The organism is Limisphaera ngatamarikiensis, from assembly GCF_011044775.1.
Lineage (GTDB): Bacteria > Verrucomicrobiota > Verrucomicrobiia > Limisphaerales > Limisphaeraceae > Limisphaera > Limisphaera ngatamarikiensis.
On record NZ_JAAKYA010000043.1, the window covers coordinates 1 to 20,022 of the forward strand.

A 20,022-nucleotide genomic window follows, 5' to 3' on the forward strand; every position below is an offset into this window, starting at 1 on the left:
GCCCCAATCAGAGGGCGCCCTTGCGAGCTCCGACAGGCTGGGAGGGACCGCGTCCTCGCGGTCCGCAAGAATATCGGGCACAGGGGACTGTGCCTCCCACAAGGTCCCACGGGAGGGACGGCGTCCCCGCCGTCCGCAAGGAAAGCAGACCCCGGGGGCCCGCGCCGAACCAGCGGCCCTTGGAAACGGTGCCGTCGCGGCGCGGCGACCATGCGGCCGGGCGCTGGCCGATGCTCAAATCGAAGGCCCCCAGGGTGAGGCTGTAAATGAGGTTGCCGACCGCGCGCAGGGCCTGTTCGGGCCGCTCCAGCCGGCCCATGACGCGGCGGAGCATGCCGTCCAGCTCAGTCGTGTTGGCAATGATGCGCATCAGGTTGGGAATGTGCCTTCCATTACCAAATCAGAGTGCCAGGCTTCCAATTGTAGTGGAAGACAGCTTCTATTTCCTCTTCGGTGAGCGGCCGGCCGCGATCGAGCGCGCGGCGGAGGAGTTCAATCCCCAAATGGGGATACTCAAATGCGCCAAAGCCTGGGCCGGGGGCACCAGGCCACCGGGCGACATATTGTATCAGCAAGTCCCAATACTCGTTCTCTGGGTCATTTTTCATAAACCGAGAAGGCTGCGGACAAAGCTGGTAACATTTGGGAAGGCGCTGTAAAATGCGGGGGCACCGTCGACCACAGCCGGGTGGTCATGTGCGAAGGCCCCCAGGGTGAGGCTGTAAATGAGGTTGCCGACCGCGCGCAGGGCCTGTTCGGGCTGCTCAAGCCGGCCTATGACGCGGCGGAGCATGCCGTCCAGCTCAGTCGTGTTGGCAATGATGCGCATCAGGTTGGGAATGTGCCTTCCATTACCAAATCAGAGTGCCAGGCTTCCAATTGTAGTGGAAGACAGCTTCTATTTCCTCTTCGGTGAGCGGCCGGCCGCGATCGAGCGCGCGGCGGAGGAGTTCAATCCCCAAATGGGGATACTCAAATGCGCCAAAGCCTGGGCCGGGGGCACCAGGCCACCGGGCGACATATTGTATCAGCAAGTCCCAATACTCGTTCTCTGGGTCATTTTTCATAAACCGAGAAGGCTGCGGACAAAGCTGGTAACATTTGGGAAGGCGCTGTAAAATGCGGGGGCACCGTCGACCACAGCCGGGTGGTCATGTGCGAAGGCCCCCAGGGTGAGGCTGTAAATGAGGTTACCGACCGCGCGCAGGGCCTGTTCGGGCTGTTCGAGCCGTCCAATGACGCGGCGGAGCATGCCGTCCAGTTCGCTCGTGTTGGCAATGACGCGGATCAAGTTTGGATTCTGCCCTTTTACAAGATCAGGGTTAGGTCGTCAGGCTTCCAATCTTCTGGGAAGACGGCATCGACCTCCTCTTGGGTGAGCGGTCGGCCGCGCTCAATGGCACGCCGCAGGAGTTCAACCCCCAAATCGGGGTACTCACAACCATAAAACCCAGGTGTTGGGCTGTTGGGCCAGAGGATGGCATACCGTATCAGCAATTCCCAGTATTCATCAATTGCAGCTTTCATGGGCCAATCAGATTGCGGACGTAGCCGGTAACGTTTGGGAAAGCTTTGTAAAAGACCGGATCGCCATCGATTACAGCCCGGAAGGCATGAGCGAAGGCCTCGTGGGCATCCATACCGGGACGTGCCCAATACCTTGGGCGGCGGGCGCCCTGGACGCGGCCTCTGGTCAACGCCGCCACCATGCCAACAAATTCGGCTCGCGGATCATCCTCGTCAAGGTTTGTGGCAATGGGTCGGTGCCGCGATTCCCGGATTCCGGCGGTTGACCGCTCCTGACAGGTGAACGGCCTTTGGGGCCCCCATTTGCAGACCGCCGGGATCCGACCCTCAGCGGGATCGTGGCGCATGGATTGCGCGGTCACCACTTCGTCCTCGACAATTCCGGCAGGGAAGCAACCATCCAGGACCCGAAACGGCGATTTGGGTGTATCGCTACAGGTTGGCACGCCCGAGCAGGGCACGAGGCTGGATCCCATGAACCCCGGTAGCATTGTTCGGTGTCGCAACCGCGAGTGGGTGCTGCTGCCCGCAGCCACTGACGATGTCTTTGTGCTCCGGCCCCTGACCGGGACGCCGGACGACGTTGTCCATGTGCACCGGGGCCTTGCGAACCACGTCGGCTACACTCTGCCCTTCGAGCGCGTGACACCCGCCTGGTTTCCCATGCCGGCGGCCGACGACGTCGCCGACGCGGCGAGCACTTATCTCCTCTGGCAGGCGGCGCGGCTGGTGCTGCGGGAGGGAGCGGCACCGTTTCGCTCGCTCGGGCGCATCTCCATCAGGCCGCGGACCTACCAGTTCGTGCCGCTCCTCATGGCCCTGCGGCTCAATCCCGTCCGGCTCTTCATCGCCGACGATGTCGGTGTGGGCAAGACCATCGAGGCGCTGCTCATCGCGCGGGAGTTGCTGGACCGCGGCGAGATCCGGCGCTTCTGCGTGCTCTGCCCGCCGTATCTTTGCGAACAGTGGGCCCGGGAACTGACGGAAAAATTCAATCTCGAACCCGTTGTGATCCGCTCGGGCACCGTGGGCCAGCTCGAGCGCGAGACCCCGCCCGGCAAGAGTATTTACGAGCATTTCCCTGTCCAGGTGGCGAGCATCGACTTCGTGAAGACCGACCGCAACCGCCACCAGTTCCTCCAGTTTTGTCCGGAACTCGTGATTGTCGACGAGGTGCACGGCGCCGCGGCAGCCCTGGGCGCGCGCCAACAGGAACGGCACGCGCTCTTGCGCGAGCTGGCAAAGAAACCGGATCGGCACCTGATTCTGCTGACCGCCACACCGCACAGCGGCATCGAGGATGCCTTCCGATCGCTTCTCGGCCTTTTGCGCCCGGAGTTTGCCGAATGGAACGTCGGCCAGTTGACCGAGCCCCAACGCATTGAGCTCGCCCGCCATTTCGTCCAGCGCACCCGTCGCGACATCGAGCAAAGCTGGGAGGCTGAGACCTGCTTCCCGAAGCGGGAAGCCGCGGACGAGACCTACGAACTCTCGGGCACGTATCGCGAACTTTTCGAGCGCACCTGCGCGTTTTGCTCGGAAATTGTGCGCACTGGCGAGGGCCTGGAGGAGCGCAAACGCCGGGTGCGTTACTGGGGTGCGCTGGCGCTCCTGCGCTGTGTGATGTCCAGCCCGGCTGCGGCGCAGGCGGCGCTGGCCAGGCGGGATGGCCCGCCCGGCCAGGCGCCGGCGTCGGACGAAGCGCCCGAGTTCCAATCCTTCGTCTTCGAGTCGACCGAGGATCGTACCGAGGATGAGGCGCCCACCCCGGCAGTCGGAGCGGTGGAGGATGTCCTGGCCGGAGAAGACCGCCGGAAACTGAGGGAGCTGGCCCGCCTGGCCGGGCGACTGCACGGCACCAGCGAAGACACCAAACTTCAGCGCGCGATCGAGGTCGTCGAGCGCCTGGTTACAGAGGGCTACCATCCCATTGTCTGGTGCCGTTACATCGCCACCGCCGAGTACGTCGCACAGCACCTGCATCAGCGGCTTGGCGAGGACGTGCAGGTCGTCTGTGTGACCGGCCGCATGGGCGATGAAGAGCGGGAGGCCAGGATCGCGGAGATCGAAGCCGACCGCCCCCGCGTGCTCGTTGCGACCGATTGCCTCTCCGAGGGCGTCAACCTTCAGGAGAAGTTCACGGCCGTCTTCCACTACGACCTCCCCTGGAACCCCAACCGCCTCGAGCAACGCGAGGGGCGGGTGGACCGCTACGGCCAGCCCGCCCGGACGGTCAGGGCGATCCGGTTCTTCGGACGCGATAATCCGGTGGACGGCGTGGTGATCGAGGTTCTGCTGGACAAGGCGCGAGAGATCCACCGCACACTGGGCACACACGTGCCCGTGCCGGAAGAGAGCGAAAGCGTCATGCAGGCCGTGCTGGAAGCGCTTTTCCTGCGGGGCGGGGGGCGGGGAGCTGGCCAGCAGCTGGCCCTCAACCTCGGGATCCCGCAGATGGCCGAACTTCACCGCCGGTGGGAGCGGGACGTGGAGCGCGAGCGGCTCAACCGCACCCGCTTCGCCCAGCGTGCCCTCAAGCCCGAGGAAGTCCGGCGCGAACTCGAGGCCACCGATGCGGTGCTGGGCGATCCCATGGCCGTGCGCGAGTTCGTGCTCACCGCGGCTCAGCGAATCGGTCTGCCGGTGGCGCAAGACCCCAAACGGGCCGGCATCTATCGCATAACCCTCGACCCGTCGGTGCTCGCGACCCTTCCGGACGTTATCCGCCTATCCCTCGCCCGCGGCTCGCCGCTCGCCACTCGCCAGTCGCCGAAACCATGGCTCATCAGCTTCGACTCGCCCACACCCGAGGGCGCCGAATACCTCGGGCGCAATCACCGGTTTGTCGCGGCGCTCGCACATTTTCTCTTCGAAGAGGCGCTGAGCCGACGCGACAAGGCCACCGTCTCGCGCTGCGGCGCCGTGCGCACGCGGGCCGTCCAGGTGCTGACCACGCTCCTTTTGCTGCGCGTGCGTTACCTCGTCGAACAGCCGCAGGTTCGGTCGCCTTTATTGTCCGAGGAGGTGCTGGTCGTGGGCTTCGCGGGTGCCCGGCCGGAGAACGCGCAGTGGCTGGACACCAGTGAGGCGCTCCGGCTGCTGGCCGGGGCCAAACCCGACGCCAACCTCTCGAAGGCCGAGAAGCAGGAGCTGGTCCGGCGAGCGCTCGGTCAGATAGGCGAGTGGCGAGCGGCGAGCGGCGAGCAGGGGAGTGGCGAGTGGGGGGAGGGCCATCCATTGCAGAGCGCCATTCGAAAGCGCATCCAGGAGCGCGCAAAAGAGTTGGAAGAGAGCCACAAGCGGATCCGGCAGGCGGTGTCGCTGCGGGTGCGCGGGCTTGACGTGAAGCCGCAGTTTCCTCCCGATCTCCTGGGACTCCTCGTGCTGCAACCGTTGGTGCTGCCATGAGCGTCTTTCCGTCCATACGCATCGAAGGCGGCCTGCTCGGGCCGGATATTCTGGAACAGCTCCTGGCGGGCGATCTTCCGGGCCAAAAGCCGCGGGATTTCGGGCTCGACGGCAAGCGAGGCCTTACCGATGAAATTGCGGCTGTCTTCGCGGATGCGCGCGCCCAGTGGGAGGTGTTCCAGCGACGGCTGGAGCGGCTGCCCGCCGATGATCCGGCGACATCGGTCACGCGCGATGCCTGGATGATTCCGTTCCTCAGCCTGCTCGGTTACGAGCTTCGGTACAACCCGCGGGCCTACGAGGTGGACGGCCTCACCTTCGCCATCTCCCATCGCGCAGGTGAAGCGGAGGACGCGCCGCCCGTGCACATCGTCGGCGCACGGCAGGAGCTGGGCCGTCTGGCACCCACCGGGCGGCCGCGGCTGGCCCCTCACTCCCTCCTGCAGGAATTCCTGAACCGCAGCGAACAGCTCTGGGGTATCGTCACCAACGGCCTCATTCTGCGTCTGCTCCGCGACTGCACCTACGTGCGCCGCCAGGCCTACGTGGAGTTCGACCTGCAGCGGATTTTCGAGGAGCAGCGGTTCAACGACTTTGCCGTGCTCTACCGCCTGCTCCACAGAAGCCGCCTGCCACGCTCCGTGGCGGACGCGAAGGATTGCCTGCTCGAGCGGTATCACCAGCACGCTCTGGAGCAGGGCGGTCGGGTGCGGGAGCACCTGCGCGACGGCGTTGAGGCGTGCATCAAGCGCCTGGGGAACGGCTTCCTCGCGCACCCTGCCAACCAGGCGCTGAGGCAGCGGGTGATGGTGGCGAATGGCGAATGGCGAATGGCGAATGGCGAGTGGCGAATGGCGAATGGCGAATGGCGAGCGGCGAGCGGGGAGCCGCGGCCATTGTCGCCGGGGGAGTTCTACCACCAACTGCTGCGCCTGGTGTACCGGCTCCTTTTTCTCCTGGTCTCCGAGGATCGCGGGCTGATCAGCACCAAGGCGCTCTACCGCGAACACTACGGCGTCGCCCGGCTGCGGCGGCTGGTCGATCGGCGCAGCGCCTACACCGAGCACGACGATATCTGGTGCAGCCTGAGGGTGCTCTGGAAGGTGCTTTCCGACGAGAAATGCGCTGCGCTCTTGGGTGCACCACCGCTCAACGGCGAACTGTTCGAGCCGTTGGACCTGGACGACTACACGATCACCAACCGCGACTTCCTCGAGGCGTTCTGGCACCTCGCGTATTACCGCGAATCGCCCTCCGCGCCGCCGCGCCGGGTCAATTACGCCGCCCTTGACGTGGAAGAACTCGGCTCGGTTTACGAGAGCCTGCTCGACTATCACCCGCAGATTTTGGCGAATGGCGAATGGCGAATAGCGAATGGCGAAGGGGAAGGGGCGAGTGGCGAATGGGGAGTGGCGAATGGCGAAGGGGAAGGGGCGAGTGGCGAATGGCGAGTGGCGAGTGGCGTCAGGTTCGACCTGGTCTTCGGCTCGGAGCGCAAGAGCACCGGTTCCTACTACACGCCACCGGAACTCGTCGCGGAACTCGTCCGATCCGCCCTGGACCCGGTGATTGCCGAACGGCTCGCAGAAGCCAGGCGAATGGCGAATGGGGAGCAGCGAATGGCGAATGGTGGATGGCGAATGGCGAATGGTGAATGGCGAATGGCGAATGGCGAGTGGCGAATGGTTCCAAAGGCGATCCAAATGAGGTTCACCCATGAAGTCTTTCCAAGATTATCGCGACCTGGAAGTTTGGAAACTGGCCATGGCCATTGCGCAGGAAGTCTACCGGCTCACGCAGGACTTCCCACGGGACGAGCTCTACGGCCTGACCAGCCAGATGCGACGGGCAGCGGTCTCGATTCCGGCGAACATCGCCGAGGGTTGGGGGCGCCGCTACACAGCGGAGTTCATTCAGTTCCTCCGTCAGGCCAACGGGAGCCGGACAGAATTGGAGACACTGCTCATCCTCAGCTCGGAAATCCACCTGTGTCCGCCCGAAGCGGCTCAGCCGATCCTCGACAATCTCCAGGTGATCGGCAAGCAACTGAACAGCTTGGAACGCAGCCTCCAACGGAAGAAGAACTCGCCCTAGCCTGGTCCCGCACCCCATTCGCCATTCGCTATTCGCTATTCGCCGAGCACGCCCTCCTCTCCCTCCGCATCCTCGACCCCGCCTGCGGCTCCGGCCACTTCCTCCTCGCCGCCGCCCGCCGGCTCGGCAAGGAACTGGCAAGAATCCGAACCGGTGAAGACGAACCCGCACCCGAGCGCGTGCGCGAGGCCACCCGCGACGTCGTCGCCCACTGCATCTACGGCGTGGACAAAAACCCCCTGGCGGTGGAGCTCTGCCGCGTGGCGCTCTGGCTCGAAGCCCATTGCGAAGGCAAACCGCTCACCTTCCTCGACCATCGCATCCGCTGCGGCGATTCGCTGGTGGGCGTCTTCGACCTGGCGGTGTTGGAGACCGGCATCCCCGACGAAGCCTTCGAGCCGGTGAGTGCCGACGAAAAGGCCGTGGCGACCCTCCTCAAAAAGCGCAACCGCGAAGAGCGGCGCGACCTGCAACAAGGTCAGCTGCGCCTGGGTTTGCATCCCCGGGCCGCCCTGCCGGCCCTGGCACAGCAGCACGCAGCGCTCGATGCCATCGCCGACGATTCCCCCGCCCATGTCCGAAACAAAAAGGAACTGTTTGAACGCCAGCGCAGCGACCGCGAGCATCGCCGGCTCCAGGAGGCCTGCAACCTCTGGACGGCGGCGTTTTTTCAGCGAGTGGCGAGCGGCGAGCGGCGAGCGGAAGGGCAAGGGAAGCGAGTGGCGAGCAGCGAGCAGCGAGTGGAAGGGGAGGGGATGCGAATGGCGAATGGCGAGTGGCGAATGGCGAATAGCGAGCGAATGGCGAATAGCGAATGGCGAATGGAATCGGCCATCACCACCCAAACGGTCGTGGATCGTCTGGCCGGACGGCAGAATCCCCAAGCCCAGGCAAAGGCCGATGTACTCGCCGCTGCTCATCGCTTCTTCCACTGGCCGCTGGAGTTTCCCGAAGTATTTGTGGCGAATAGCGAATGGCGAATGGCGAATGGGGAAGCGAATAGCGAATCGCGAATGGCGAATGGTGGGCAGGATCCATTCGCCACTCGCCACTCCCAACTCGCCGGCTTCGACGTGGTGCTGGGCAATCCGCCGTGGGAGCGCATCAAGCTGCAAGAGCAGGAGTTTTTTGCCGCGCGAGATGCGCAGGTGGCCGACGCCCCCACGGCCGCCCAGCGCAAACGGCTCATCGAGGGTCTCAGGCAGCACAAACCTGATCTATGGCAGGCTTATCGGCAGGCACTTCACGCTGCCGAGAGCGTGAGCCGCTTTCTGCGCGGCTCGGGCCAGTATCCGCTCACCGGCCGGGGCGACATCAACACCTATTCGGTCTTTGCCGAGCGCATGCGGCGCCTGCTTCGCGCGGGCGGGCGGGCCGGGGTCATCGTGCCCACCGGCATCGCCACCGACGACACCAACAAGTTCTTCTTCGCCGACCTCGTCGAACGGGGCGAGCTGGTGAGCCTGTTCGACTTTGAGAACCGACAGGCAATCTTCCCAGCGGTGCACCGAAGCTACAAGTTCTGCCTCCTCACCCTCCGCAGGGCAGGCGACCACGCGCCACCTTCCAGTCCACCATTCGCCATTCGCCATTCGCCCCTAATGATTCATTCGCCATTCGCCGAATTCGCCTTTTTCTGCCACGAGGCCCGCGACCTGGCCGACCCGGAGCGCCGGTTCACCCTTACGCCGGACGATTTCCGCCTGCTCAACCCCAACACCCGGACCGCGCCCATCTTCCGCAGCCGGCGGGACGCGGAGCTCACCAAGCACATCTACCGGCGGGTGCCGGTGCTCGTGGACGAGGGCCGGGCCGGTGCGGGAAACCCGTGGGGCCTACGCGATCGAATTAGACGATTCTTCGACATGAACAAAACAGAGGTTCTCGCGCTTTGCTGCCGGGCCCAACCCGGATTACCGCAACCTGCTGGTTCGTGCGCAATGTACGAAGCGAAGATGATCCACCAGTTCGACCACCGCTTCGGCGACTACGCCATGCAGCCGCACGGCTCGAAGGACACGCACCTGCCCGACGTGCCCCTTGAACGACTTGCCGACCCGGACTACCGTGTGCTTCCCCGTTACTGGGTGCCCGAGGCCGAGGTGGAAGCGCGCCTGCGCGCCAAAGGCTGGGACCGCGGCTGGCTCCTCGGCTGGCGGGACATAGCTCGATCCACGGACGAGCGCACCGTCATCGCCGCCGTCATCCCGCGGGTGGGGACCGACTTCACTATCCGCATTGCCATGCCGCAGGCTGTACCTACAGCATTCGCATTGCTCGCCATGCTTAACAGTTTTCTATTCGACTACGTTTCCCGGAACAAACTCGGCGGCACGCACCTTTCTGACTTCATCGTGGAGCAGCTCCCCGTCCTGCCGCCCGAGACCTTCGACCGTCCGCTGCCCTTCGCTTGGCAATCCGACCATTCGCCATTCGCCATTCGCCATTCGCCACTGACCATTCGCCATTCGCCTCCCACCATCGGCGACTTCATCCGCCCGCGGGTGCTGGAGCTGACCTACACCGCCTGGGACCTGGCGCCCTTCGCCCGCGACCTTGGCTACGATGGCCCGCCCTTCCGCTACGACCCGGAGCGCCGCGCCCGGCTGCGGGCCGAGCTGGACGCGCTCTTCTTCTTGCTCTATCTGGGCACGCCGGAGGAGTGGGAGCGAGAAGCGACGCCCGAGCTCAAGGCGCTGTTCCCCACGCCGCGCCACGCGGTGGAATACATCCTCGACCAGTTCCCCATCGTCCGCCGCAAGGACCAAGAGCGCTACGGCGAATACCGCACTAAGCGCCTGGTCCTAGAGGCATGGGAGAAGCTCGTGAGCGGCAAATGACACCTTTCGCTCGAGTCCCCGTTATGGATGAGCATGGAATGAGCCGCGTGAAGGAAGCTCAGAAGCGGTGGGATTGGATTAACGGGTGGCTGGCCGCGGCCCTGCATGCCTGCATTCGCGGTACAAAGTTGTCGGTGAGCCCTAGCCTGACAATCACGGAGGTGCTCAAGGAGTACTCCCGGAAAGTGAGAGGCGGATTACAGGGTGGCAGGAGCGTGCTCAGCACGGTGGTAGAAGATTGGGAAAGCGATTATGTGTTTCAACTCGAGCAAGAGCTATGGGGCGCGGACTGGCAGCATTACATCAACTTCTTCCCTGGGAAGAACCAAGCGTCAGTTCATCTGCAGACATTCCATTTCGTGCTGTGCTTCTACGTGGTGGAGCGGTGCCTTAAACTTTTGGTAAATCAAACTGAGCGCTATAAAATTAGCCGTGGGCGGCTGCGGCAGTGGATATTTGGGAAGGACAAAGGTCTTATGAGTGTCCAGTGGCCGAAAGGGATGCGGGCACTGGGTCTGCCATTCTGTTTGGCGGCGACGACACGGAACGTCGAGGTGCCAGATGTGGCTCGGGCGAGGTGGCAGATGTTGGGTCAAGAGTCGCTAGAGGGGGACATTCTGCGCTTTTACCGGGCGACAACGGGAAAAGCGCACTATGTAGAAATAGTGGAGGCGGCGCTGAGGAATGCGCACGAAGATCACCTGACAAAGAGCTTTCGCAAAAGGAAAGGAGAGAAGTTGCCCGACGCGACGCGTGCTTATTGGTACGATGTATTGTGGCACTACTCAGAAGCGATCCGGTACAGGCCTTTGCTACCCTCTCAACATGGCATGGCGCATCCGTATTACTGGAACCGGACAGTACGGTGGTTCACGTCGGTAGTGATCACCGGGCTCCTGTTGATGGCCCAAAGCATGGGAGCTTCGGTGGCGAGGGTGTGGGACGCACGAACTCAAGACGGGCTATGGCATGCGCTGGGAGGAAATGGAAGGTTCGGTGACGGGGGCATAACGATCAGTTGCCCGCGCCAAGAAGGGGGAGATGGTTGGACATAGGTTGGTAGGGGGCATCCAGATTGCGTTAGCTTCTGGCGTGGTGCATTGGAGTCGATGGGCGTCCGGCAGCCCCGGTTAGTCACAATATTAATGGCGGCAAGAGGCCCGGGGAATTCGTTAGAGCGGTGTAGTAGGAGGGAGATGACTGTTTGCATCTTCGACCTGCACGCACGCATCCCGGACGATGATCACGCCTTCATCGGCTCCTTGGTGAACGGGGCCGGTGTACCGTGACTGGAGGGACCAAGCTCGTTATTCGTCCGGCTCTTCCGTAGCACGTCCGGGGAGCGGGAGCCGACACCGGAGCTCAAGGCGCTTTTCCGGACTCCCCGCCAAGCGGTCGAATATATCTTCGACCAGTTCCCCATCGTCCGCCGCAAGGACGAAGAGCGCTACGGCGAATATCGGACCAAGCGGCTGATTCTGGAGATCTACGATGCCATGGCGGCGGGAAGTTCAGGGCGGTCTGCCATGGCGGACTGAAGGAAAGGGTGAAGGCGATCCATGAGCGCCAAAGAGTCCAAAACTTGGACGCTTCGGGCGCTTACCGACCTCCGGACCGGCGGCGGGTGCGGTCGGGCCCGGCCGGGTCGTCACCACCAGCTGGCCTTGCCAGCAGGACAGACGTGACGAACATTGTCCTTGTCAGAAGGACAGGGATGCGACAGGCTTGGGGCGTGGCTTTGCACCCGGTGCTCCAAGAGAAGCTGACGGCGGGGCTGGAGCCGGTTTCGGTAGAAGGCTGGACACGGCGGGACACACGCCTTCCGGCGATCCGCAACAAGGTGCATACCGGGCTGGGCATGCGGCGGGTTGGCAAGACCACCTTCCTGCGCCAGCTGCAGCAGGAACAGCAGCAGGCCCTGGGCCCGCAGCGCGCGGTGTACCTGAGCTTTGATGACGACCGCCTGGCCGACCTGTCGCTCTCTCAGCTGGATGCGCTCCTCGAGGAGTACTACCGCACCTTTCCCGAGTTTCGCAACTACCCGCTCATTCTCACCGACGCTCCTAAAGGTCCTTCTCTCAGCCACACTCTCGTGCTTCCCTCTCGACTGCGTTGCCCGCCAGAAAAGGTGGCGGAACCCACTTGAACTTCTTCATCTTCGAGCAGCTCCCCGTCCTCCCGCCCGAGACCTTCGACCGTCCGCTGCCCTTCGCTTGGCAATCCGACCATTCGCCACTCGCCATTCGCCATTCGCCACTGACCATTCGCCATTCGCCACTGACCATTCGCCATTCGCCATTCGCCATTCGCCATTCGCCTCCCACCATCGCCGACTTCATCCGCCCGCGGGTACTGGAGCTGACCTACACCGCCTGGGACCTGGCGCCCTTCGCCCGCGACCTGGGCTACGATGGCCCGCCTTTCCGCTACGACCCGGAGCGCCGCGCCCGGCTGCGGGCTGAGCTGGACGCGCTCTTCTTCCTGCTTTATCTTGGCACACCAGATGAGTGGGAGCGAGAAGCGACGCCCGAGCTCAAGGCGCTGTTCCCAACCCCGCGCCGCGCGGTGGAATACATCCTGGAGCAGTTCCCCATCGTCCGCCGCAAAGACGAAGAGCGTTTCGGCGAGTACCGGACCAAGCGGCTGATTCTGGAGATCTACGACGCCATGGTGGCGGGAGGTTCAGGGCGGTCTGCCATGGCGGACGGAAGGAAAGGGTGAAGGCGATCCATGAGCGATAAAGACTCCAAAACCTGGACGCTTCGGGCGCTTACCGACATCTGGACTGGCGACGCCGACGGCAAGCCGGATCGCCTGATCACCACCGGCCTGCTCGGGTCCATCCGCTGGTGGTTCGAGGTGCTCGTGCGGGGACTGGGCGGCCGCGCCTGTGATCCCACCAGCGACGTGCGCTGTCCCGATTCTCACGTAAAGGACCCGACCAAGCCCGGCCACCACTGTGTGGTCTGCGAACTCTTCGGCTGCACCGGTTGGGCCCGCAAGTTCCGCTTCGAAGTGCTGGACAAAAGTGGCCTGACCAGGATTTCGCAAATCAAGAAGGACGACATTTTTCAGCTTCGGTTCACCGAGCTCCGTCCGATCCAACCCGAAGAATGGGCCTTGCTAGACCTCACGCTGCGCCTCATCGCCGACTACGGCGCCATCGGCGGCAAGATGACGGCTAAGAATACCGACTGCGGCTTGATCAGGCTCGAGCAAGATGATTTGGTTCAGGCGCAAAGCCGGAGGGCACAACTAGAACACTATGTCCACAGCTCCCACTGGCGCCGCCTTAAGGATCATGGCTTCGTTTGGGCTTCCCTGAGTAATCTCTGGTTCGTCGCAGGCCGATTTCTGAATGCGGGTCAATTTGATGCCGTTTTGACAATCGACGAATGGGTGAAAGGAAGGCGAGGCGTCAGCAAGAAGGTGCTCAGCTTCAAGGAACCGGAGGAGCGCCGGAGGACGTTCGGCTTCGTCAAACCGGGGACGGTGGAGTTCGATGCGATTAAAAAGCGATTGCAGGAGAAGGCATGGAGCGGCTTAGAGGCGGAGTTTCGCAGAGGAGAACAGATTTTGGAGGAGCTCCTGCGAGCGGCAGGAGTGGAATCATGACCTTCGACTTCTACGCTCTACTAGCCGAGCTCGGAGCTTGCCCAACCGACGGTAAGCCCCCGGAGTGCCTGGTCTCGGGCTTGTTGGAGGGATGCACGACCTGGTTCGCCGTAAACAAGATTCGAGCCGACGAGTACGATGCGCGCATGAAAGCTAAACAAAACGAAGGCAAAAAGAAAGCGCTGAGCCGGGAGAATGGCAAGCACGAGAAGGCCAAGAACGACGCCCGGCGCTGTTACATGGAACGGGCCAAGGGCGCAGGATTGCAACTGCCGTCTGCCCTCGATCTTGACCCCTGGCCGCCCGCTCTTCTTCACAACTCATGGCTCGCCATCGCGGTCGAGTTCGAGCTCTTGACGCCCTGGTACTCCAAGGACGACCGGCTCTTTCACGTGCTGGACAACCCGGTGCGGAAGGATCGCGTGTTTGGTGTGCCGTACATGGCGGCAGCGAGCTGGAAGGGCATGCTCCGGTGGGCCTGCCGGATGCAAGACGGACTGCGAGACCACCTCGAGAGCGGCAAGCGCTTTGAGGAATGGAACGACCCCGAATGGGTACTTCACCTCTTCGGCAACGAGAAGGGGGAAGAAGAAGACTTCCACCAGGGGGCGTTGGGCTTCTACCCGACCTGGTTCGACAAGATCGGCTTCGAGGTGATCAACCCGCACGACCGCAGCCGCCGCGCCGGCACTCAACCCATCTACTACGAGGTGGTACCGGGACGGCGGCCCAAAGCGGGAGGTTCAAACGCGGACCAGGAAGGCGGAAAAGGCTTTCTGTGCCTGCTGTATGCCCCTTGGCCGGGGATGAAAGCCGAAACGAAGCCGGAAGAAGTGTTGCACCACCTGCTGGAAGCTATCGAAACCATGCTCACGGTCTACGGTGTCTCGGCCAAGCGCACCGTGGGCTGGGGCACGGCGGAGATCAAGAAGTGGCGCGCGTGGAAAAAGGAGACACCAGACAACAACCCCATCGAGGCGGACAATCGTGAGGGGCTTTTGCAGCAAATATTTCCGAAATCCGGAGGTGGGTCATGAGCCACGGCGCCCAGATGCTCCAGACCCTCCGTGACCACCGGCCGCTGCTTTTGGCGTGCGAGGCCATCGGCTGGCTCCACATGACGGGCAAGGCGCACCCGGATTTTCTCCGGCACCACGGTGGAACGGGTACCCAGTACGACGACCGCGATTGGCTGAACAGCGTTAGTCCGCCGTTTCCCTGGGACGCCAAGCTAAGCTGGCTATTAAACGAGGACACCCCTTGGCACGCACGTCTCTCGTCACATTGGCCCGCCACCCTGACCGAGTTTATCAGGAAGCATCGGGGGCGCGATCCCGGTATTCTTGGTCTCCTGCAAGCCGCGCACGGGATGGCTTCCGGCATCGAGAAAAACCTTCCCGGGGCAACTTCTAAATACCTGAGTCAGGACGCCACGCACATGTGGCTCGTATCGCCGTTCGGCCACCCCATTCGCAACCTGCTGGCGGATCCGCCGCCGCTCTTGCAGCCAGATGGCTGGCGCGAGTTGCTCGAGCGAATCGAGAAGCTTCTCGACGAACTTGCAGGATTGGGCTCATCGCCTCCACTCGATCCTGAACCTTGGTGGGAATGGCGCGAGCACGCGATCGGGCGGGAGGGCTGGCTGCGGCAGGCGTTTCTTTCGACCCTGGCCGAAACGCGGCTGCCGAACAACGACGTCACACTCTGGGACCAATCCTACGTGGCTGCCGCTCTGTTCAAGTCCGCTGTGGCCGGTGCAGTGCTCACCGGGCAGGGCTTTGAATGGGCCAACAACCTTAAACAACAAACGCGCTGGCGGGTGCTGACCGTGGGCCTGGGTACGCGCCACTACGAGGCGCGCGCCGTGAAGATCGGTGATTGGGTCGGGGCGCAGCGCGTCATCGAGGATTTCTTCGAGCAAGTTCGGAAGCTGATCGAGGTCGATTTAGCGCTGGGGTCCCTGGTCTATCGCGACGACGAAACGCTGGCCTTCACCTTCCCCGGCGAGCGCGACGACGAAACGCTGGCCTTCACCTTCCCCGGCGAGCGGGACGACGGCAAGGGAAGCTTCGCCGGCGATCAGGCAGAGTGCCTGTGCGCAGCGATTCAGCAGCAAATCGACAAGCTTGCCCAAAGCGCCGAGCTCGAGACTCCACCGCTGTGTCAGCTTTCCACATCCACCCGCTCGTTCGTGCCGATGGTCGCGGAGCTGCGAAAGGTTCGAGACCAGTTGACGGTTCCAATCGCCCGGGGGTGGACGATCCCGAACCAGACTCCGTCATCCGCCGGAACCCGCCATGTCTGCCCGGTGTGCCTGGTGCGCTTCAATGAGCCACCTGCAAGCGCGAACACGGAGAACGCGCGCAAGAGCCACCCGTGCCGCGTTTGCCGGGAGCGCCGACGCGGCCGCCTGGACGCCTGGCTGGCCGGCGAAGGCGACACGATCTGGATCTCGGAGGTGGCGGATGCCAACGACCGCGTCGCCCTGCTGAGCCTGAGCCTCAACCTCGAGCCCTGGCTGGAGGGGGAGCACGTCGATTCGCTGCGGGCGCAGAGCATCGCCCAATGGCGGCGGTTCAACCCGGTCTTGAAAAATAGTTCCAACCCTATCGACGCGGGTGCGCCGTTCGAGTCGCTGCGGCGGTACGTGCAAGGCAAACTCAGCGTCTACGACAGGAACGACCCCGTGCTCTCCAGCCTTCAAGAGGGCTATCAGCACGAGAACAACTGGCCCAGCTTTTTTTCGAAAATCGTGGAAGATCGAGCCGACGCGCCCGAGTGGGACAGGCTCGATGATGAGAAGCGGGTAGGTTGGCTTGCCCACCAGCTTTTCCGGAAGCTCCCTTCACCCGGGCGAGTGCATCGCTTCTGGCGCACCTGCGAGGCATTTTTCGACGAGCTGCTCGAACGGTTTCGGGAGATCGCGGCTGATCATGCCAACCGCTGGCGCACGCGACGGCTCTTGCTTCAGCCAAGTTCAGGCGGTCCCGGCAGTTGGGAGAACCGGGAGACCTATCTGGGACGGTGGCGTGGCGCGCCATTCGAGGTCGTCTACCTGGCCGAGCGACAGGCATTCATCACCATCTCGAACCTGGCGCGGTGTTTCGAGGCTCATGAGGATGGTGACGCGCTGGTGCAGGCATCGCAAGAGGAGACCATTTACGTCAAGGGCGACGACCAGCAGGAGCTTCCCCTGCAGGTGAAGTCGGTCTCCACGCCTGACAAGGTCGGCACGTATGCGCCCGTGATTCCGCTCGAGCGCAGTCCGCGACGGTTCCGGGTTCTGGTTCCGCTCGACCGCGCCACGGCCTGCATCGAGACTGCCATCGCCAAATGGCAGGAAGAATTCGCGCGGGTCTGGGATCGGATGCCGCTGCGCATCGGCGTCGTGGCGTTCCCGCGTTTGACTCCGTTCCAGGCCGTGATCGAGGCCGTGCGCAATGTCGAGGCGGCACTGGATCGGCAGGGGAGCGAAACCTGGCGCGTGCTCGCATGCCGCACACGCGAAGGCGTGACATCCCTGTCGCTGGAACATGAACGCGGTCAGGAACTGGTGGTTGTCCCGACGCGGGTTCCCGACGGACGCGAGGACGTGTTTTACCCGTATGTCAGGGTAGAAGATGGGGAGCTGCGCGCGCCACGCGATTTCAAGCACCCACAGGGTTACGTCTACCGCCACATGGCCGACTTGCGACCGGGTGACGGTATCTTCGTCCACCCGAGTCGCATTGCAGCTGTGTTTTTGGACACGACGGCGCGGCGATTCGAACCGCACGATGTCAGGCCCCTGGGGGAATTCGAACGGATGCGGGCAACCTGGGAGCTGCTGGTGCGCCACGCGCCAAGTATGACCGCGCTTCAAGGAGCCTGGTCCGAAATCGAAGAGCGCTCGCGCGCCTGGCGCGATCCCGATGGGCGCTGGCTACCTGGCGTAAAAAAGGAGTGGCTCGACCTTGTCCGGGCGATTCTTGGAGACCGCTTGAACGTTCGCGGTGCGGCACTTGAGAGCCTCGTGGAGGCGGCGGGACGAGGAACCCTGGAATGGGCGCTCGAGTGGCACCTCACCTGGCTCAAAACGGGTCTGGAAGGAGCAGGAACATGAGCAACAGCTATCAGCAGTTCACTGTCATCGGAATGGCGATCGACCCCATCCACGTGGGGACCGGCGGAGCGCGCCTCGGACGTGTGGACCTTTCGATCGTCCGAGACCCAGTCACGCGCGTACCGAAGATTCCCGGCTCAAGCCTCGCCGGAGTCTGCCGGGCGTACGCAGCCATGGACCAAGGCAAGTACCCCGATTGCGCCGGGCAGGGCCAACCGGGTAAGGCCGGCAAAGGCGGGCATTGCGGGCGGGCCGACTGTCCGATCTGCACTGTCTTCGGTTTTGCTCGCGGCACCGGCGGTGGGTTCGCGGGCCTTGCGGCGTTCGGGGACGCCCATGTCCTTCTCTTTCCGGTCGCGACGCGCGAGGGGCCTGTGTGGGTGACCTGCCCGGACGCGCTGCGAAGGGTCGGCCGCGAGATCAAAGGGGAACTGGGCGACGCTGTGTACCAACAACAGGGCGGCGGCAAGAAGCCGTTGAACCTGGGCTGGCTACTGCTGGAACGCAAGCACCTGTCCGATGACAGCTTCTGGGAGACTCTGAAGAAAAGGATTCCCGCCTACGACTACATCATCGAGCGGGTGGTGATCGTGTCCGACAAACTCTTCGCACACATCGTGAACAGCAACCTGGAGGTGCGGACATCGGTCTCCATCAACCCCGAAACCGGTGCGGCCGAGGAGGGCGCGCTCTTCAGCTATGAGGCGCTGCCGCGTGCCACGGTGCTCGTGTGGGATGTGGTATGCAAGAACCCGCAGCATTTCCAGGTTGCCGGACAGAAAGTTGCCGCTCAGATCAATGGAGCGGTCATCCAGAACTGTGAGAAGGTCTTCGCCGTGGTCAGCACAGCGCATCCGTACCTCGAACATCTCGGCATCGGCGGCATGGGCACACGGGGCATGGGCCGGCTCCGGGTGATCCACACCGGCGCCCTAGGGAGTGACGGCGGGCAATCGCAAAGTGTTCCAGCCACGACGGGAGGTGACTGATGGACAATCTGGACCTTAAGTGCGCAGAGTACGGCCGTAGGTTGGCGGAGGTAAAAACGGACGAACGCCAGCTTGTGGACGAGAAGGTGTTCGCCAACGCCCTCAGCGTGTTGGAAGAACAGGGTCCGTACGCTTGCTTCCTTTACCTGCAAGCCCGCGAGGGCGAGGTGGGTCGGAAAATCACGGAGGAAGCGACGGAATTTCTCAACAAGACTTTGAGGGCAGGCAAGAACGACAAGAAACCACTCGACTTTTTCGAGGATCTGGCGTTGGACGACTTGCTCTTCGCACGGGATCTGCTCAGGCAAGTCTTCGTGTACGCGCGTTACCACGCCAAGGCGCGCGGGAGTGTTGGAGAGAGAGAATGACGTGGTCACTTTACCGATGGGCGTGGCTGCTCGAGTCGCCGCTTTACGTCGGCATGCCGCCGGCCGGCAGCCTGAACCGGTGCCGCCTCTACGTCCCGGCGCGCGCCCTGTGGGGCTCAATCACGGCGGAACTGGCTCGGGACAAGGCAGACAACAGCTTCCCCAATTACCAGGAGGTCGGCGATAAGATCCGTCAGAGTGTGCGTTTTACATACCTCTTTCCGGCGGAAAAGGACGAATCGCAATGGCACGCGTGGCTTCCCCGCTACGAGCAGGGAAGGGGTTTGGTCTGGCAGCGGGAGGACGACGGTTCTCTCAAAGTCTCGGACCGCGAGTTTCGCATGCGACTCCTTTCGACGCGGCCGTCCACGGCAATTGACCCCTCCTCGGACACGGCGGCCGAAGGCTCGTTGCGGGAGACAGAATGCATCAATACCAAGTGGCGCGAATTCGAAAGCTTTTCGAGCGGGCCCGTGGGGTTCGCAGGCTATGTGTTCCTGAGCGGCGACCTGGACAAGGACCTTCGAAAGGATCTCGAGGCTCTGGATATGATGACGGTCGGCGGCGACACGCGTTACGGATTGGGACGTCTGCGCCGTATCGGTAATATGGCGCCGGCGGTCGACGTGTTTGGTTGCACGGTCGACCCGGGCATGGGTTATCCCCTCATCGAAGCAGACCGTGTGCTCGGCCACGCGGAGGTAAAAGAGGATGGGTCCCCGGAACTCCGTGGAGCTATGGAACTGCTGCGCGGCTGGGATTACGGCAGGGACGACCACTGGCGCAGCTCAAAACCGTTGTGGGTTCCTGGTTCGTCGGCTGACAAAGCCCGAAAGTGGCGCATCGACGAGTCGGGTCATTGGTCAAGTTCCGATTGAACGCACGCGACGAGATCAGCGGCTGTTTGGATCGCAGGAATCGGGCTGAGCGCGAAGAACCATGAACATCTTCGAACTGCAAGCGCGCGTCTTGGACGGTGACCGCGCCTTCATCGGCTCCTTGGTGAACGGGGCCGGTGTACCGTGACCCGAGGGGCCAAGCTCGTTATTCGTCCGCCTCTTCCGTACCACGTCCGGGGA

Annotated in this window: 15 protein-coding genes; 11 read left to right on the forward strand and 4 right to left on the reverse strand. The window is 63.1% G+C overall.

Going from position 1 to position 20,022, the window contains the following annotated elements; all coding sequences use genetic code 11:
* Positions 1-7 precede the first annotated feature (7 nt).
* The 4 genes from G4L39_RS06450 to G4L39_RS06465 form a co-directional block, all read right to left on the reverse strand.
* Positions 8-370: a hypothetical protein gene (locus G4L39_RS06450; RefSeq protein ID WP_165106825.1), complete on the reverse strand. Its 363-nt coding sequence runs from the start codon at positions 368-370 to the stop codon at positions 8-10.
* Positions 371-604: 234 nt separating this feature from the next.
* Positions 605-829: a hypothetical protein gene (locus G4L39_RS06455; protein WP_165106827.1), complete on the reverse strand. Its 225-nt coding sequence runs from the start codon at positions 827-829 to the stop codon at positions 605-607.
* A gap of 234 nt (positions 830-1,063) precedes the next feature.
* Positions 1,064-1,291 carry a hypothetical protein gene (locus G4L39_RS06460; protein ID WP_165106829.1) on the reverse strand — a complete coding sequence of 76 codons (228 nt, stop codon included), beginning with the start codon at positions 1,289-1,291 and terminating at the stop codon, positions 1,064-1,066.
* A gap of 17 nt (positions 1,292-1,308) precedes the next feature.
* Positions 1,309-1,527: a hypothetical protein gene (locus G4L39_RS06465; RefSeq protein ID WP_165106830.1), complete on the reverse strand. Its 219-nt coding sequence runs from the start codon at positions 1,525-1,527 to the stop codon at positions 1,309-1,311.
* 474 nt (positions 1,528-2,001) lie between these two features.
* Between G4L39_RS06465 and G4L39_RS06470 the strand changes: the two genes are divergently transcribed.
* The 11 genes from G4L39_RS06470 to G4L39_RS06520 all read left to right on the forward strand — a co-directional run bounded on the left by G4L39_RS06470 (position 2,002) and on the right by G4L39_RS06520 (position 19,821).
* On the forward strand, positions 2,002-4,935 hold the full coding sequence (locus G4L39_RS06470) for a helicase-related protein (protein ID WP_165106832.1): 2,934 nt from the start codon (positions 2,002-2,004) through the stop codon (positions 4,933-4,935).
* The gene (locus tag G4L39_RS15905; protein ID WP_240893844.1) at positions 4,932-9,869 is read left to right on the forward strand and encodes an Eco57I restriction-modification methylase domain-containing protein; all 4,938 of its coding nucleotides are present in this window, start codon (positions 4,932-4,934) and stop codon (positions 9,867-9,869) included. Before G4L39_RS06470 ends, G4L39_RS15905 begins: the two co-directional genes overlap by 4 nt.
* Positions 9,870-9,907: 38 nt before the next feature.
* Positions 9,908-10,924, forward strand: a complete 1,017-nt coding sequence (locus G4L39_RS06480; RefSeq protein WP_165106833.1) for a hypothetical protein — start codon at positions 9,908-9,910, stop codon at positions 10,922-10,924.
* A gap of 659 nt (positions 10,925-11,583) precedes the next feature.
* A complete protein-coding gene (locus tag G4L39_RS06485) occupies positions 11,584-12,015 on the forward strand; it encodes an AAA family ATPase (protein ID WP_165106834.1) in 432 nt (143 codons plus the stop codon).
* On the forward strand, positions 12,012-12,590 hold the full coding sequence (locus G4L39_RS06490) for a hypothetical protein (RefSeq protein ID WP_165106835.1): 579 nt from the start codon (positions 12,012-12,014) through the stop codon (positions 12,588-12,590). The genes G4L39_RS06485 and G4L39_RS06490 overlap by 4 nt, the downstream gene beginning before the upstream one ends.
* A gap of 9 nt (positions 12,591-12,599) precedes the next feature.
* Positions 12,600-13,484 (forward strand): type III-B CRISPR module RAMP protein Cmr1, encoded by an 885-nt coding sequence (gene cmr1 / locus G4L39_RS06495; RefSeq protein WP_165106837.1) that lies wholly within the window; start codon positions 12,600-12,602, stop codon positions 13,482-13,484.
* On the forward strand, positions 13,481-14,521 hold the full coding sequence (locus G4L39_RS06500; protein WP_205880839.1) for an RAMP superfamily CRISPR-associated protein: 1,041 nt from the start codon (positions 13,481-13,483) through the stop codon (positions 14,519-14,521). Before cmr1 ends, G4L39_RS06500 begins: the two co-directional genes overlap by 4 nt.
* Positions 14,518-17,586, forward strand: a complete 3,069-nt coding sequence (locus G4L39_RS06505) for a CRISPR-associated protein Csx11 (protein WP_165106838.1) — start codon at positions 14,518-14,520, stop codon at positions 17,584-17,586. Before G4L39_RS06500 ends, G4L39_RS06505 begins: the two co-directional genes overlap by 4 nt.
* Complete coding sequence (gene cmr4 / locus G4L39_RS06510) at positions 17,583-18,575, forward strand: type III-B CRISPR module RAMP protein Cmr4 (RefSeq protein WP_165106840.1); 993 nt, start codon at positions 17,583-17,585, stop codon at positions 18,573-18,575. The genes G4L39_RS06505 and cmr4 overlap by 4 nt, the downstream gene beginning before the upstream one ends.
* On the forward strand, positions 18,575-18,943 hold the full coding sequence (locus tag G4L39_RS06515) for a hypothetical protein (RefSeq protein WP_165106841.1): 369 nt from the start codon (positions 18,575-18,577) through the stop codon (positions 18,941-18,943). The genes cmr4 and G4L39_RS06515 overlap by 1 nt, the downstream gene beginning before the upstream one ends.
* On the forward strand, positions 18,940-19,821 hold the full coding sequence (locus tag G4L39_RS06520; RefSeq protein WP_165106843.1) for a hypothetical protein: 882 nt from the start codon (positions 18,940-18,942) through the stop codon (positions 19,819-19,821). Before G4L39_RS06515 ends, G4L39_RS06520 begins: the two co-directional genes overlap by 4 nt.
* Positions 19,822-20,022 lie beyond the last annotated feature (201 nt).

Bases quoted from the DNA above. Each gene is read 5' to 3' on its own strand.
- G4L39_RS06450 (WP_165106825.1), bottom strand. From the start codon at position 370: ATGCGCATCATTGCCAACACGACTGAGCTGGACGGCATGCTCCGCCGC.
- G4L39_RS06455 (WP_165106827.1), bottom strand. From the start codon at position 829: ATGCGCATCATTGCCAACACGACTGAGCTGGACGGCATGCTCCGCCGC.
- G4L39_RS06465 (WP_165106830.1), bottom strand. From the start codon at position 1,527: ATGAAAGCTGCAATTGATGAATACTGGGAATTGCTGATACGGTATGCC.
- G4L39_RS06470 (WP_165106832.1), top strand. From the start codon at position 2,002: ATGAACCCCGGTAGCATTGTTCGGTGTCGCAACCGCGAGTGGGTGCTG.
- G4L39_RS15905 (WP_240893844.1), top strand. From the start codon at position 4,932: ATGAGCGTCTTTCCGTCCATACGCATCGAAGGCGGCCTGCTCGGGCCG.
- G4L39_RS06480 (WP_165106833.1), top strand. From the start codon at position 9,908: ATGAGCCGCGTGAAGGAAGCTCAGAAGCGGTGGGATTGGATTAACGGG.
- G4L39_RS06485 (WP_165106834.1), top strand. From the start codon at position 11,584: ATGCGACAGGCTTGGGGCGTGGCTTTGCACCCGGTGCTCCAAGAGAAG.
- cmr1 (WP_165106837.1), top strand. From the start codon at position 12,600: ATGAGCGATAAAGACTCCAAAACCTGGACGCTTCGGGCGCTTACCGAC.
- G4L39_RS06500 (WP_205880839.1), top strand. From the start codon at position 13,481: ATGACCTTCGACTTCTACGCTCTACTAGCCGAGCTCGGAGCTTGCCCA.
- G4L39_RS06505 (WP_165106838.1), top strand. From the start codon at position 14,518: ATGAGCCACGGCGCCCAGATGCTCCAGACCCTCCGTGACCACCGGCCG.
- cmr4 (WP_165106840.1), top strand. From the start codon at position 17,583: ATGAGCAACAGCTATCAGCAGTTCACTGTCATCGGAATGGCGATCGAC.
- G4L39_RS06515 (WP_165106841.1), top strand. From the start codon at position 18,575: ATGGACAATCTGGACCTTAAGTGCGCAGAGTACGGCCGTAGGTTGGCG.
- G4L39_RS06520 (WP_165106843.1), top strand. From the start codon at position 18,940: ATGACGTGGTCACTTTACCGATGGGCGTGGCTGCTCGAGTCGCCGCTT.